Genomic DNA, 13,775 nt, shown 5'->3' on the forward strand with positions numbered 1-13,775 from the left:
CGAATCCAGGGAAGTGACCTTCGCGCACCAGGACATGTTGGTGCCGCTGCGGCTGGTCATGGAGTCGGGCGAGGTCGAAAAAGCCACCGGCTACAAGATCAACTGGCGCATGTTCTCGGGCGGCGGCGACGTGATCCGCGCCATGGCGTCGGGTGACGTGCAGATGGGCGAAACCGGCTCCAGCCCGCTCACCGCCGCGGCCAGCCAGGGTCAGGACATCCAGCTCTTCTGGATTTCCGCCGACATCGCGGACGCCGAGGCACTCATCGCGCGCAATGGCAGCAACATCAACAGCGTGAAGGACCTCGCGGGCAAGAAAGTCGCCACGCCGTTCGTGTCGACCGCGCACTACCAGCTCATATCGGTCATGAAGATGGAAGGCGTGGACGCCAGGAAGGTCCATGTGATGAACATGCGGCCGCCCGAAATCGCGGCGGCCTGGGAGCGCGGCGACATCGACGCCACCTTCATCTGGGACCCGGTGCTGTCCAGGATCAAGGGCAACGGCAAGCCCATCGCCACGTCCGGCAGCATCGGCAAGCGCGGCGCGCCCACCTTCGATGGCATCGTCGTGAACGCCAAATGGGCAGCGGCCAACGAGCCCTTCATGATTGCCTTCGTCAAGGCGCTCAACCGCGCCAACGACGAGTACAAGGCATCGGCCAAGGGCTGGACCGCCGACAGCGCGCAGGTCAAGGCGATGGCGAAATGGACCAAGGCCGATCCGAAGGATGTGCTGCCCGTGATGAGCCTGTACAGATTCCCGACGATGGCCGAGCAGGTGTCGCCGACGTGGCTGGGAGGTGGCGCGGCCAAGGCGATGGCCGGCACGGCGGCCTTCCTCAGGGAGCAGGGGCGCGTGCAGGAAGTCAAGTCCGACTACAGGGCCTTCGTGACCACGACCTACGTCGACAAGGCGATGGGCAAGTAAGCCGCCGAACGGGACGACCATGCCAACGCTCGACATCCGGGAACTGACGGTCAACTACGCGGTGCAGGGGGGCACGCTGCAGGCCCTGGCGCCCGTCAATCTGACGATGCACGGCGGCGACTTCGTCGTTGCGCTCGGTGCCTCGGGCTGCGGCAAGACCACACTGCTCAATAGCATCGCCGGCTTCCTGACGCCGTCTTCGGGAGACATCCTGCTCGACGGCAAGCCCGTGGTCGGCCCCGGCGCCGACCGCGGCGTGGTGTTTCAGAAGCACGCGCTGATGCCGTGGCTGAACGTGCGCGACAACGTGGCGCTGGGCCTGCGGCTCAGCGGGATGGGCCGCGCGGAGCGCGACCGCGTGGCCGAGGAGAAGCTCGGCCTCGTCGGGCTGACCCCGTACGCCGACCGCGCGGTGTACGAACTGTCCGGCGGCATGCAGCAGCGCGTGGGCATCGCCCGGGCGCTGGCCAGCGACCCCGCCGTGCTGCTGATGGACGAGCCCATGGGCGCGCTCGACGCGTTCACGCGCGAGCAGGTGCAGGAAATTCTGCTCAAGGCCTGGTCCAAGTCGAACAAGATGGTGTTCTTCATCACGCACTCGGTCGAAGAGGCGCTGTTCCTGGCCACGCGCCTGATCGTGATGAGCCCCAGCCCCGGGCGCATCTCGCACATCTGCGACGAGGTTCCGTTCTCGCGTCAATTTCTGGCGCACGGCGATTCGCGCAAGGTGAAGTCCGAGCCCGAATTCATCCGCATGCGCGAAGAAGTGCTGTCCGTCATTCATCACCGGGAAGCCGCCCATGCCTGACGCGATCACCGTCCCTGTCGCCGTGAAACCCGCGACGCAACCCGACGCTTCGGCCGCACCTGCCAAGGGGGCCAAGCTCAGGACCAGTTCATTCAAGGTGCCGGGCGAAGGCTCCAGCGGCACCATCAGCGTGGTCACGGTGCTGGCGCTGCTGGTGCTGTGGGCCGTGGTCACCAACATCGGCTGGATCAAGCCACTGTTCCTGCCCTCGCCGCGGGCGGTGTTTCAGCAGTTCTACGAGTACCTGACTGGCCAGGCCAACGACAAGCCACTGTGGCAGCACTTTCTGGCCAGCATGTTCCGCGTGTTCTCGGCGTTCCTGCTGGCCTGCGCCGCGGCCATTCCGGTCGGCATCGCCATGGGCATGAGCCGCTGGGCGCGCGGCATCTTCGACCCGCCGCTCGAGTTCTACCGCCCGCTGCCGCCGCTGGCGTACCTGCCGCTCATCATCATCTGGTTCGGCATTGACGAACTGCCCAAGGTGCTGCTGATCTTCCTGAGTTGCTTCGCGCCGCTGGCACTGGCTGCGCGCTCGGGCATGCGCAGCGCGTCGCAGGAACAGATGAACGCCGCGTACTCGATGGGCGCGAGCTACATGCAGGTGATCCGCCATGTGATCCTGCCGTCGGCGCTGCCAGACATTCTGGTGGGCATGCGCATCGCGATCGGCTTCGGCTGGACCACGCTGGTCGCTGCCGAGATGGTGGCCGCCAACGTGGGCCTGGGCCAGATGGTGCTGAACGCATCCAACTTCCTGCGCACCGATATCGTGATCATGGGGATCATCGTCATCGGCGTGGTGGCCTACCTGTTCGATCTGCTGATGCGCTGGATGGAGCGGCGGCTGGTGCCCTGGAAGGGGCGCATGTAGCCTTTGGAAGACAGACGAGCAGCGGCGGCCCGAGCCGCGCACACAAAAAAACCCCCGCGTCTGCGGGAGGCGTCCTGAACTTGCTGCGCCAGGCCAGTGACGAAACCACTGAGCGCATGAGCATGCGACGGCGCAAGAGGCGCGCGCTGATGCTGCCGTCCTGTCGCGAATTTGCCCTTTTCGGGGCGGGGGACTCAGGGGGATGAGATAGCGCGATTGCCCTGCTGAACAGTCACAGGGGATCTTCGATTGGGCCTGCATCCCCTCAGTCGGGCCAGCGTGAGAGCGCGTCGAAGCGCCGCTGGCGGCGCTGCTCCAGCGACGTTGCAATGATGGCCGGGGCGAGCAGCGCGCGTTCGAGTTCTTCGTTGAGGCGCCTGGCCACGACCTGTGCCTGGTCCCCTCGCAGATTGCAGGGGTCCAGGAAAAAGTAGCCGTGCTCCACCTCGTGATCGCGCACGCTGACAGCGGGCTCTCCCCTTTCCAGCGCGTCGGCCAGATCCCAGGCCGTGATGAGCGCCTTGGCGGGATCCACCGTCAGCTTGAGGCGATCCAGCGGATTGCCGGTGGGATCTGGCTCGATCGCCGTGCTGACGCCGGGGCGTTGCTCCAGGGCGGATTGCCACAGGGCCAGGTGCTCGGTTTCGCGCTGGCGTACGGCCGCGTGGTCACGCGTTGCCCAGGCCTGCAGGGCCGCGATGGTGCCGGCGATGCCTTCCTTGCCCACCTTCATGCAGCGCCCGATGCCGAGGTTCTGGAGGTAGGCGCTGCGGATGAGGGCCTTGGGGCCGGCGACGATCCCGGCTGTCGGGCCGCCCAGGAACTTCTGCGCGGAGTACAGGACAACGTCGGCGCCTTGGGCCAGGAAGCCCCGCAGGTCGTACTCCGAGGCTGCATCGACGATCACGGGTACGCCGCGCGCGTGGCAGACGGCGGCAAATTCATCCAGCGGCAGCATGCCGTACTGGGCGGCGTGATGCGAGACCACGTACAGCGCGCAGGCCGTGCGCGCGCCGATTGCGCCCTCCAGTTGATGGCGCCGCGCGAAGGTCGATTGTCCGACCGGCACTGCCCTGGCGCCGGCCAGGGCAATGGCCTGCTCGATGGGCGCGCCGTAATGGACCTGGTGGCCGGCCAGAATGAGCACCTCGTTCTTGAGTCCGCCGGCGTTCGGCAGCCTTTCGATGGCGGCCAGGTCAGGGCCGGTCATGGCCGCGGCCACGGCCAGCACGATGCCGGAAGCGCACGAGGAGGTGACGAAGCCTGCCTCCGATCCGCAAGCAGTGGCGATGGCCCGGCTGGCCTTGGCTTGCAGTGCGTCCATTTCCACGAACTCGGGAAGGATGGCGCACATGGCCTCGATGGCTGCCGGCACGACCGAGGAGGCACCCAGGTAGGTCATGGTGCCGTTGGCATTGATGACCCGGCGCAGGCCGAGCGGACGGTGGATGTCAAGATTCTTCATGATGAAGTGGGACGAAAGGCCTCATGGCAGACTGAATAAAAGATTGCATGCCAGAATTGCGTATGAATGCGGATCATTTGAGGAGCACTTCCTCCAAGCCCGGACTCGGGGACGAAGAAGCACCGGCGGGCGGCCCGACCCGTCGGACGCGCGTGGGCGCCATCGAGCGCGCGGTGCAGGTGCTGGACCATCTGCAGCACAGCGGGGCGCCGGCCGGTGCCTACGCCATTGCACGCGCGATCAGCGTGCCCTTGTCCACTGCCTACGCGATCGTCGACGAACTTGTCGACAAGCAACTGCTGACCCGCCACGCCGATGGTACGGTGTGGCTGGGGTCGCGCTTGTACTTCTACGGGCTGGCCTATACCCACACGCTCGACTTCCTGGATGTGGCAATGCGCGAGGTTCACATCCTGTGCCGCGAGACCGGCGAGACCGTCCAGTTGTGCGGCCGCGATGGCGACGACATGGTCGTGCTGGCGAACGCCGATGGGCCGGGGCACTTTCGTGTGACTTCGAGCGCGGGCACGCGCATGCCCCTGAATTGGACCGCCTCCGGGCGCCTGCTGATTGGCCATCTGCCGGTCGACGAACGCGTCAAGCTGTTCCAGCGCTGCGCCAAGCCGTCGCCGACGGGACGCGCGCCAATCGACGCTGCTGCGCTGGCCCATGCCGCGGGGGAGGCCTATCGGCAACGGCTGTCGATCCAGGTGGGTGAATCGGATTTCTCGGTGGCCTGCATTGCTTCGCCGATCCGTGACCGGGAGGGGGTCTGCGTGGCGACGATTTCCATCGTGCTGCCCGAGCACAAGGCGACCAGCGACGGCGCGCGCTATGGGGCGGCGGTGCGGGCGGCCGCGCAGCGCATCGAGGAAAACACGATCGGCGCTCAAGGATCCACCGCAACGATGGCTTCGACCTCGACGGTGATGTTCCCGGGCAAGGAACTGAAGCCGACTGCCGACCGCGCGTGACGCCCGCTCAGGCCGAACACCTCGACGAAGAGGTCGGAGCAGCCGTTGATGACCTTGTGGTGCGAGTCGAAATCGGGCGCCGCGTTGACCATGCCCAGCAGCTTCACCACGCGGCGCACGCGGCGCAGGTCACCCAGTGCGGTGTGCATCACGGCAATGAGATTGACGCCGGTCAGCCGCGCATGCAGGTAGGCGTCGGGCACGCTGACTTCCGTGCCGACCTTGCCGGTGTGCTTGCTGCCATCGGCTTCCAGCGGACCTTGTCCTGACAGGAATAGCAGCTTGTCGATCTGGACGTGGCTGACGAAATTGGCGATCCGCGATGGCGGCTCGGGCAGCACGATACCCAGGGCTTGCAAGCGCTCGTAGGGATTTGGAAGGGACATGTAGACAGGGGTTGATGACTCGATCAGGCCAGTTCGGCCTGGCGGATGCAGGACACGACGTGGTCCGCGCCCAAGGTCTGGGCCGCAGGCACCGCTTGGGCACAGGCGTCGATCGCGTGCGGGCAGCGTGTTCGAAAGACGCAACCCGACGGCGGGTTGAACGGGCTGGGAATGTCGCCCTGCAGCACGATGCGCTGCCGCCGCGCCTTCGGATCGGGCACCGGCGAGGCCGACAACAGCGCCCGCGTGTAGGGATGGCGCGGGTTGGCAAACAGCTGGCGGCTCGGCCCCTGCTCCATCACGCGCCCGAGGTACATCACCACGACCTGGTCGCACAGGTACTCGACCACCGACAAGTCGTGGGTGATGAAGAGCATCGTGAGCCCGTAGGCGGCCTGCAGTTCCTGCAGCAGGTTGAGCACCTGGGCCTGCACTGAGACATCGAGCGCGGAGACCGGCTCGTCCGCCACGATGAACTCCGGCTGCACCGCCAGCGCGCGCGCAATGCCGATGCGCTGGCGCTGGCCGCCGGAGAACTCGTGCGGGAAGCGGCGTCCGTGTTCGGCGGCGAGGCCGACCTGCACCAGCAACTCGCTGATGCGCTCCTTGCGCGCCGCCCCTTTGGCGAGTCCGTGCGTGTCGATGGCCTCGCCCAGGATGTCCTCGACGCGAAGGCGCGGGTTGAGGCTGGAGTAGGGGTCCTGGAAGACGATCTGCAAGCGTCGGCGATAGGCCCTCATTTCGGCGTTGGACAGGGCGAACAGGTCGGCGCCGTCGAACAACGCGCGCCCGCCCGAGGGCTGGATGAGGCGCAGCAGCGAGCGGCCCACCGTCGTCTTGCCGGAGCCTGATTCACCGACCAGACCGACAATGCTGCCGCGCTGGACCTTGAAGCTGACTCCATCGACTGCCTTGACCACGCCGTTGGCAACCGGGAAGTGCTTGGACAATCCCTCGACCGTCAGCAGGGCATCCGGGCCGGGTTCGTTCTGGTGGGCCGTCATAGTGCCTCGTGTCTCCAGCAGCGGGACAGGTGATCGGGGCCGGCCTCGACCAGTGTGGGTGCCGGTTCCTTGATGCAGCGGTCCACCTTGAATGGACAGCGGGATGCGAAGCTGCAACCGGGCGGCAACGCGGTGACGCTCGGCACGCTCCCCGGAATGGGGTTCAGCCGGCAGCGCTCGCCGTGGGCGTTGCGATCGCGCCGCGCATCCGGAATGCAGGACAACAACCCCCGGGTGTAGGGGTGCCGCTGGTGCTCGAAGAGCGGGTCGACGGGCGCCTGCTCGACAACCCGCCCGGCATACATCACCACCACCTGGTGCGCGATCTCGGCGACCACGCCGAGGTTGTGCGTGACGAACAGGATCGACAGGCCCATTTCGGCCTGCAGCCGGCGCATCAGGTCGAGGATCTGGGCCTGGATCGTGACGTCGAGCGCGGTGGTGGGTTCGTCCGCGATCAGCAAGGCCGGATTGCACGACAGCGCCAGCGCGATCATCACGCGCTGGCGCATGCCACCGGACATCTGGTGCGGGAACTCGCCCATGCGCCGTTCGGCCGACGGTATCTCCACCAGCTCCAGCATGCGCCTGACGCGCGCCTGCAAGGCGCTGCGTCCGATGCTTTCGTGCACCTTGATCATCTCGCCGATCTGATCGCCCACCGTGAACAGCGGATTCAGGCTGGTCATCGGTTCCTGAAAGATCATCGCGATCTCGCGGCCGCGGATGGCGCGCATCTCCTTTTGCTGGAGCTGCGCGAGGTCAACCACCGCCCCGTCGCGCTTGCGATAGAGGATGTGGCCGCCCACGATGCGCCCCGGATGGGCGAGCAGCCGCATCACCGACAGGCTGGTCACCGACTTGCCGGAGCCCGACTCGCCGACCACCGCCACGGTTTCGCCCTGCCGCACGGAAAAGCTCACGCCATCCACCGACTTGGCGACCGTGGCGCTCAGTTCGAAGTGCGTGCGCAGGGTGTCGACCCGCAGGGCGACGCCTGGTTCGAGGTCCGTGCTCACGGCTTCTGTGCTCCGCCGCAATGGATGCAGGTGAAGTTGGGCGCTGCGTGCGGCGGCGGCTGCAGCCGGCTGGCCGCAAGGGCCTCGGCGCCGAGCACGGCCCAGCGTGGCTCGACGATCCGGCGCAAGGTGGCGCGGGCGCCCATCGCGTCCACCACGTCGAGCCGGCCATCCACCAGATCGAACAGGGTGAACTCCGCCTTCGTGCCGGCTTCGAGCCGAACCTGCGTCGGCAGCCCGACGACCGAGGCCGGACCGCTGGTCACGGCGTTCACCATCGCTTCGAAAGGCATGCCCAGTTCGAGCAGCTTCGACATGGTCGTGGCCAGGTCCCACACCCCGCGCTCCAGCGAGCGCACATGCAGGTCGGTGGAGATGGAGAAGGGCAGCAGGCCGCGCTGGATGGCCAGCTCGGCGGTTCGGAACGAGAAGGAAGCGGCGCCATGGCCGATGTCGAGCCGCACGCCTTCGTTCGCGCAGCGCTTGGCCAGTTCGATCAGTTCGTCGTCGTTCAGCGAGCCGCCCGCCTTGCCGTTGAAGCAATGCGTGATCACGTCGCCCGGGCCCACCACGTCCAGCACCTCGTCGTACAGCGGCGGCGGTTCGCCAATGTGCACCATCAGCGGCAGGTTCGTCAGCTTGCCCACCTTCTTGGCGATCTTGAGCGCCGTCAGCCCCCAGGTTCCCGAAATCGATCCGCTGGAGCGCACCTTGATGCCGACGATGACGTCGCGATGCGCATTGACGCAGGCGATGGTGCGGTCGATGTCGATGGAACGCACGTCGATCAGCTCGCTCACGCGGGAGCAGGCGACGAGGCCGATCGAGCCGATGTTCAGGAAGGCCAGCACGCGCTCGCGCGACTTCTCGATGATGAACTCGCGAAACCCGGCGAAGCTGGCCTCGCCGGCCGATCCCGCATCGACGATCGTGGTGACGCCGCACGCGAGGCCGCACTGCGAGGGGTCGATCGAGACATCGGTGCCGCCGCGCCAGACATGGGCATGCAGGTCGATCCAGCCCGGGGAGATCCACGTGCCTTTGCCGTTGATCTGCCGCACGCCGGCGGGTACGGGCAGGCCGCTGCCTACCGCGGCGATGCACCCGTCGGTCCCGACGAGGATGTCCAATGGCCCGCCGGCCGGCGCGGCGGCGAAAGCCACCGGCCGGACATTCGTCAGGAGCAAGGGCTGCGCGGATGAAGATGTGTGAGTCATCGCTTAAAGGTCCTTTCTGAGCCGTGGATCGAGCAAGTCCCGCATGCCGTCGCCGACCAGTTGGAGGGACAGCACCGCCAGCACGATGGCCGCGCCGGGGAACAGCGTCATCCAGTCGGCCTGGCCCACGTACTGCCGGCCGGACGCGAGCATGGTCCCCCAGGTGGGCACTTCGGGGCTGACGCCCAGGCCCAGGAAGGACAGGCCCGCCTCGGCCAGCATGGCGTGCGCGAAGATGAAGGTCGCCTGCACCAGGATCGGCGAAATCAGGTTGCGCAGGATGTGGCGGGTCATGATGCGCGGCGTCGATACGCCGAGCGCCCGTGCCGCCTCGACATAGGGCAGTTCGCTGATGACCAGGGTCGATGCGCGGACGATGCGCGCCATGCGGGGCGCATACACGATCCCCAGCGCGATGACGACGGCGCTGAGCGAGGGTCCGAGCGCAGCCACCAGCGCGATGGCCAGCAGGATGTCCGGAAAGGACATCATCGCATCGATGATGCGGCCCACCAGGGGATCGATGCGGCGGAAGAAGCCTGCCAGGGTGCCCATCGTGACGCCGATGACCGAGGCCAGGCAGACCACCGCGGCGCCCACCACCAGCGACAGGCGCCCAGCGTAGATCGTGCGTGAGAACACGTCGCGGCCGAACTCGTCGGTGCCGAACCAGAAGGTCGCGTCCATCGGCTTGAGCCGGTTGACGATGGACAGCTTGTTGGGCGCGTAGGGCGCGATGAGCGGCGCCAGCAAGGCCAGAACGGCGATCACCAAGATGATCGCCAGGCCGAGCACGATGGTGCGGCGCTTCAGCAGCAGCTTGACGAAGGACGTTTGTCCGTTGCTCGGCGAACTCATCAATACCTCACTCGGGGATCGACAGCGAGGTAGAGCATGTCGATTGCAAAGTTGATCAACACATACAGGCCCGCGACGACCAGCAGCGCGGCCTGGATGACCGCATAGTCGCGCCGCAGCACGGCGGAGACGACCAGGCTGCCGACGCCGGGCAGGCCGAACACGGTCTCGGTCACCACTGCGCCGGAAATCAGCAGCGCGAAGGTCAGGCCGACCACCGTGATGATGGGAATGAGCGCGTTCTTCAACGCATGCCGCATGACGATGCGGAACTCCGACATGCCTTTGGAGCGGGCGGTGCGGATGTAGTCCTCGCCCAGCACATCGAGCATGCTGGCGCGCGTGAAGCGCAGGATGATCGCGGACGAGACCACGCCCAGCGACAACGCGGGCAGCACGAGGTGCTGCAGCCGCGTGAGGAAGGAGGCATCCGGCCCGCCATAGCCCGAAACCGGGAACACGCCGAACTTGACGGCGAAGATCTGCATCAACACCAGGCCCAGCCAGAAGCTCGGGATGCTGGCGGCGAGCATGGCCATGGTGGTGGCCACCTGATCGAACAGCGACCCTCGCCGGCAGGCTGCAAGGATGCTGACCGGCAAGGCGATGGCGCAGGCCACCAGGATGGAAAGCACCGTCAGCAGGAAGGTCGGTTCGGCGCGCTCCGCCACGGCGGTGATGGCCGGGATGCCCAGGAAGATGGAGCGCCCCAGGTCGCCGCGCACCACCTGGCCCAGGAACACGGCGTACTGGACGGCAAGCGGCCGGTCCAGGCCGAGCTGGCCGCGCAGGGTGGCGACGTCCTCCGGCGTGGCGTCGGGACCCAGCATCACGGCCGCCGGATCCCCCGGCGCGATGCGCACGATGACGAACACCACCGTCACCACGATGAACATCACGGCGAGCATGCCGAGAAAGCGCTGAAGGATGTAGCGGGCCATGCTTGTGCGAGGGTGAGGCGCGCGCTCAGAAGCTGTGGCGGATGCCGAACTCGATGCCGCGCGAGGTCTTGGGAACGTAGTGGCCGGACGCGTCCTGGGGGGCCATGCTGCTGGTCGTCACTTTGCCAGCAGGGTCGATGCTGGCCGCGGTGACCCTCGGTACGGGCCCGACGATGTAGCCGGAGCCACCTTTATTCTGCACACGCGCGGCGTAGGTGTACAGCGCCGTGCGCTTGGACAGGTTGTGCACGTAGCCGAGGGCCAATTGCTTGGTGCGCAGGGTGTCGTAGTAGCCGTTGCCGCGTCCCTCGGTATAGGCGGCTTTGATCTGGCCGGCGCCGACCTGCACCGTGGCGCCCACCAGGGCAGTGTGCTGGCCGCCATCGGCACGGTAGCGGCTGACCATGCCCGTTTTCATGTCGATGTACTGCGCGATCAGCTTAAGTCTGTTGAAGCTCCAGGCGGCTCCAATGCTGTAGATGTCGAAGTCCTTGCTGTTGGCGATCTTGGTGTTGCCGTAGCTGGCTGCGATATTGATGGGCCCCGCTGCGTAGCCCAGGCGCGCGCCGGTGTGTTTGGCGCCTGCAACGCCTTCGGCGGCAGTCAACTGCAGGTGGCCGTACACCCCGCCCAGGCCGGACGGCAGGAAGTACCCGACGCCGTTGTCGGAGCGCGAGATGGTGGTGGCGCCGGAGTTCAGCGGCGTGGAGAAGGCCCCGGCGTTCAATGCGTTGATGACGGATCCGACACCGCCTCCGCCGAATGGGTCGAAGACGATCAGGTTCCAGTAGCCTGGCGTGTTGTCGTGGCCGAGTCGCACCTCGCCCAGATTGCTCAGCAGGCTGAGCGTCGAGCGGCGGTTCCAGAACTGGGTGGCGCTGAGCGCCGAGCCCGTGTCGGGATTGAAGCCGTGCTCGAGCCAGAAGGCAGTCTTGAGGCCGCCGCCAAGATCTTCCTCGCCGCGAAAGCCAAGGCGACTGGCATTGACGGTGCCTTGCCCCATGCTGACGGCACTCAGATTGCCGTTCTCCACCTTCCGTAAATTCAGGTCGATGACGCCAAACAGATCCCATTTCGACTGCGCACAAGCCAGTCCGATCAGGGCGTACGCCCCCAACATCACAACAACTTTTTTCATGCTCTCTCTTCCTTGGAGAAATTGGACAAGGCTTCGCCAGTCGGCCTCATGCGGGTCGGTCCGGTCGAACGGTGGAATGCCGGCCCCCCCTGGGGGGTGCCTGCGCAGGAACTCAGTTCTTGAGGTAGGCGTTCCAGAAGTACGGCCAGGGTGCAGCCGCTACGCCGCCCAGTTTTCGCGACTGGGCCGCAAGAGAATTGAAGTCGCCGATCTTGATGAAGGGCGTTTCGGCGTAGATGGTCTTTTGCACCTCTGCCCACAGCGCGCCGCGCTTCTGGTGGTCGATCTCGCCGACGAACGCGTCAACCGTGCTCTTGCGCGCTGGGGTGGCCCACCAGCCAGGCGCGTTTTCCGACAGCGCTCCGATCAGCGCCGGCTCCGGCAGGAACGGGCTGTGGGTGATGTAGATGTCCCACAACGCCGGATTGCTGCGGCGCTGTGTCAGCGTGGCCCAGTCGACCACCTGCAGATCGATCGCGAAGCCGGCAAGCTTCAGGTATTCGGAGGCCACCTGCGCCATCTTGTAGTGGAACTCATACTGCCGACTGGTCAAGATGCGGATCGGCTTGCCGTCGTAGCCGGCTTTCTTCAGCAGCGCCTTGGCCTTCTCGGGATCGCCGATGTTGTAGGCGCCTTCGACCCCGGCCATCGTGTGCCAGGCATGGCCCTTGGGATAGATCGCTCCGTCGAGCGCGTAGAACTCCTTGCTGCCAAAGGCGGCCGCCAGCAGGTCTTCCATGTTCAATGCGGTGCGAATGGCACGCCGAACGTCCGCACTGCTCGTCGATCCCTGCCTGGTGTTCAGCACGAACACCGGATACCCGAAGGGCTTGACCAATACCGGTTCGCTCGCCTTCTGATTCTTCAACCGGTCGTACGCTTCGACGGGCAGTGCGTCGACAAAGCCGTGCTGTCCGGCAACGGCCGCCTCGATCCGGGTGTTCGGGTCCGGCACCGGCACGAAGCGGATCTCGTCGAGGTACTGTTTGCGTGCCCCGCCATAGCCGTTCGCGTCGCCGGTGCGCGATTGATAGCCGTCGAAGCGCACCAGTTGGATGTATTGGTCCGCCTTTCGCTCCTTGAGCCTATAGGGTCCGGTACCGATGGGGTCTCCCAGTGGGACGGCCTGCTTGCCGGCAGGCATCACCACCGCGGCCGAGTTGTTGAACGCGAGCAGGGCAAGCAGCGGTGCATAAGGGGCCTTCAGCGATATGCGGACCGTATTGGCGCCGGCGGCTTCGATCTTGTCGATGCGGGCGGCCGCCTGCTTCCCGCGCGAGGCTACGTCGCTCCAGCGCTTGAGCGAGGCCACGACGTCGGCCGACGTCATCGTTTCCCCGCTGTGGAACTTGACGCCCTGACGCAGCTTGATGCTGTAGGCCTTGCCGTCCGCGGAGACTTCAGGAAGGCTCTCGGCAAGAAGTGGCGTGACATGCCAAGTCTTGTCGAAGGTGTACAGCGTCTCGAATATGTGTTGCGTGACGATGCCCACCAGGTCGGCCGTGGAGGCCATCGGGTCGAGCGTCGGCGGTTCGCCGACCGTGGCCACGCTGAGCACCCCACCGCGTTGCTGCGCAACGACCCCCTGGGGTGAAATGAGCCAGGCCGCGCAGAAGGCGGCGACGCCCAGGAGCGATTTCCTCGAGATCATGTGACAGCCTTTTATTCCGTTATTGCGTATTTACATACTTAATTGAGTTGTATGTTAACGAGCAGCCGTGCCTTGTGTATAGGGGCATACCCGATTGCTGCGAGGCCTGAGCCCGAGGCACGCCCGTTGGAGATTCCCGCTCTGCAGGGATGATTTCAGGAGCTGCCGCGGCAACCAGTCAGCAGCGAGACGGCGCCAATCTGGTCTCCGCGGGGCCGCTGCTCACGCCACCTTCGGCTCCGGCAGCGCCGAACTCGGCGCGAAATCGATCAGCCGCAGCCAGGTCTCTTCCAGCCCCATGATGTTGTGGTGGTCGGAACCTGGAATCGTCGTGACTGTTCAGCCGCTACCGACAAACTCCATAGGAGCGCCATTGAACGCCGCCCGGAATGCCTCAAGCATGCCAACCCCATGCTTGCGCGCAGTGTCCAGATAGAAGCGGATCGTGCAGAAGCTTTGCGCTCCGGCAAAGGTGCGAAAGCAACCCGAGATTTTTTGCTTGACCTTGGGCA

The 13,775-nt window shown here is 65.9% G+C and carries 13 protein-coding genes; 4 read left to right on the forward strand and 9 right to left on the reverse strand.

The features are described 5' to 3' along the window. The 3 genes from tauA to VTU_RS0122895 form a co-directional block, all read left to right on the forward strand. A partial coding sequence (tauA, locus tag VTU_RS0122885; protein ID WP_010109706.1) for a taurine ABC transporter substrate-binding protein occupies positions 1–931 on the forward strand: 931 nt, incomplete at its 5' end. A gap of 19 nt (positions 932–950) precedes the next feature. Continuing rightward, the gene (locus VTU_RS0122890) at positions 951–1,739 is read left to right on the forward strand and encodes a taurine ABC transporter ATP-binding protein (RefSeq protein ID WP_010109707.1); all 789 of its coding nucleotides are present in this window, start codon (positions 951–953) and stop codon (positions 1,737–1,739) included. Then, positions 1,732–2,610 carry an ABC transporter permease subunit gene (locus VTU_RS0122895; RefSeq protein ID WP_010109708.1) on the forward strand — a complete coding sequence of 293 codons (879 nt, stop codon included), beginning with the start codon at positions 1,732–1,734 and terminating at the stop codon, positions 2,608–2,610. The genes VTU_RS0122890 and VTU_RS0122895 overlap by 8 nt, the downstream gene beginning before the upstream one ends. 265 nt (positions 2,611–2,875) lie before the next feature. Here VTU_RS0122895 and VTU_RS0122900 read toward each other — a convergent pair whose 3' ends face one another. Further along, the gene (locus VTU_RS0122900) at positions 2,876–4,075 is read right to left on the reverse strand and encodes an aminotransferase class V-fold PLP-dependent enzyme (RefSeq protein WP_010109709.1); all 1,200 of its coding nucleotides are present in this window, start codon (positions 4,073–4,075) and stop codon (positions 2,876–2,878) included. 152 nt (positions 4,076–4,227) lie between these two features. On the opposite strand from VTU_RS0122900, the gene VTU_RS30045 reads away from it, so the two are divergent. Beyond that, on the forward strand, positions 4,228–5,049 hold the full coding sequence (locus tag VTU_RS30045) for an IclR family transcriptional regulator (protein WP_010109710.1): 822 nt from the start codon (positions 4,228–4,230) through the stop codon (positions 5,047–5,049). On the opposite strand, the gene VTU_RS0122910 is transcribed toward VTU_RS30045, so the two are convergent. The 8 genes from VTU_RS0122910 to VTU_RS0122945 all read right to left on the reverse strand — a co-directional run bounded on the left by VTU_RS0122910 (position 4,965) and on the right by VTU_RS0122945 (position 13,263). Further along, positions 4,965–5,435 carry a RidA family protein gene (locus VTU_RS0122910; RefSeq protein ID WP_029554677.1) on the reverse strand — a complete coding sequence of 157 codons (471 nt, stop codon included), beginning with the start codon at positions 5,433–5,435 and terminating at the stop codon, positions 4,965–4,967. The two genes, VTU_RS30045 and VTU_RS0122910, sit on opposite strands and share 85 nt — an antisense overlap. 23 nt (positions 5,436–5,458) lie before the next feature. Continuing rightward, positions 5,459–6,439: an ABC transporter ATP-binding protein gene (locus tag VTU_RS0122915; RefSeq protein ID WP_010109713.1), complete on the reverse strand. Its 981-nt coding sequence runs from the start codon at positions 6,437–6,439 to the stop codon at positions 5,459–5,461. After that, a complete protein-coding gene (locus VTU_RS0122920; protein WP_010109715.1) occupies positions 6,436–7,458 on the reverse strand; it encodes an ABC transporter ATP-binding protein in 1,023 nt (340 codons plus the stop codon). Before VTU_RS0122920 ends, VTU_RS0122915 begins: the two co-directional genes overlap by 4 nt. Beyond that, positions 7,455–8,675, reverse strand: a complete 1,221-nt coding sequence (locus VTU_RS0122925; RefSeq protein ID WP_040894116.1) for an amidohydrolase/deacetylase family metallohydrolase — start codon at positions 8,673–8,675, stop codon at positions 7,455–7,457. Before VTU_RS0122925 ends, VTU_RS0122920 begins: the two co-directional genes overlap by 4 nt. Positions 8,676–8,678: 3 nt before the next feature. Further along, the gene (locus tag VTU_RS0122930; protein ID WP_010109720.1) at positions 8,679–9,533 is read right to left on the reverse strand and encodes an ABC transporter permease; all 855 of its coding nucleotides are present in this window, start codon (positions 9,531–9,533) and stop codon (positions 8,679–8,681) included. After that, positions 9,533–10,474 (reverse strand): ABC transporter permease, encoded by a 942-nt coding sequence (locus VTU_RS0122935; protein ID WP_010109722.1) that lies wholly within the window; start codon positions 10,472–10,474, stop codon positions 9,533–9,535. The genes VTU_RS0122930 and VTU_RS0122935 overlap by 1 nt, the downstream gene beginning before the upstream one ends. Positions 10,475–10,499: 25 nt before the next feature. Beyond that, on the reverse strand, positions 10,500–11,612 hold the full coding sequence (locus VTU_RS0122940) for a porin (RefSeq protein WP_029554679.1): 1,113 nt from the start codon (positions 11,610–11,612) through the stop codon (positions 10,500–10,502). 112 nt (positions 11,613–11,724) lie between these two features. Further along, positions 11,725–13,263, reverse strand: a complete 1,539-nt coding sequence (locus VTU_RS0122945; protein WP_010109725.1) for an ABC transporter substrate-binding protein — start codon at positions 13,261–13,263, stop codon at positions 11,725–11,727. Positions 13,264–13,775: the final 512 nt, after the last annotated feature.

The sequence above is a fragment of the Verminephrobacter aporrectodeae subsp. tuberculatae At4 genome, assembly GCF_000193225.1.
In the GTDB taxonomy this organism is placed as follows: Bacteria; Pseudomonadota; Gammaproteobacteria; order Burkholderiales; family Burkholderiaceae_C; genus Acidovorax; species Acidovorax aporrectodeae.

Bases quoted from the DNA above. Each gene is read 5' to 3' on its own strand.
- VTU_RS0122910 (WP_029554677.1), bottom strand. From the start codon at position 5,435: ATGTCCCTTCCAAATCCCTACGAGCGCTTGCAAGCCCTGGGTATCGTG.
- VTU_RS0122895 (WP_010109708.1), top strand. From the start codon at position 1,732: ATGCCTGACGCGATCACCGTCCCTGTCGCCGTGAAACCCGCGACGCAA.
- VTU_RS0122900 (WP_010109709.1), bottom strand. From the start codon at position 4,075: ATGAAGAATCTTGACATCCACCGTCCGCTCGGCCTGCGCCGGGTCATC.
- VTU_RS0122945 (WP_010109725.1), bottom strand. From the start codon at position 13,263: ATGATCTCGAGGAAATCGCTCCTGGGCGTCGCCGCCTTCTGCGCGGCC.
- VTU_RS0122915 (WP_010109713.1), bottom strand. From the start codon at position 6,439: ATGACGGCCCACCAGAACGAACCCGGCCCGGATGCCCTGCTGACGGTC.
- VTU_RS0122930 (WP_010109720.1), bottom strand. From the start codon at position 9,533: ATGAGTTCGCCGAGCAACGGACAAACGTCCTTCGTCAAGCTGCTGCTG.
- VTU_RS0122890 (WP_010109707.1), top strand. From the start codon at position 951: ATGCCAACGCTCGACATCCGGGAACTGACGGTCAACTACGCGGTGCAG.
- VTU_RS0122935 (WP_010109722.1), bottom strand. From the start codon at position 10,474: ATGGCCCGCTACATCCTTCAGCGCTTTCTCGGCATGCTCGCCGTGATG.
- VTU_RS0122940 (WP_029554679.1), bottom strand. From the start codon at position 11,612: ATGAAAAAAGTTGTTGTGATGTTGGGGGCGTACGCCCTGATCGGACTG.
- VTU_RS0122925 (WP_040894116.1), bottom strand. From the start codon at position 8,675: ATGACTCACACATCTTCATCCGCGCAGCCCTTGCTCCTGACGAATGTC.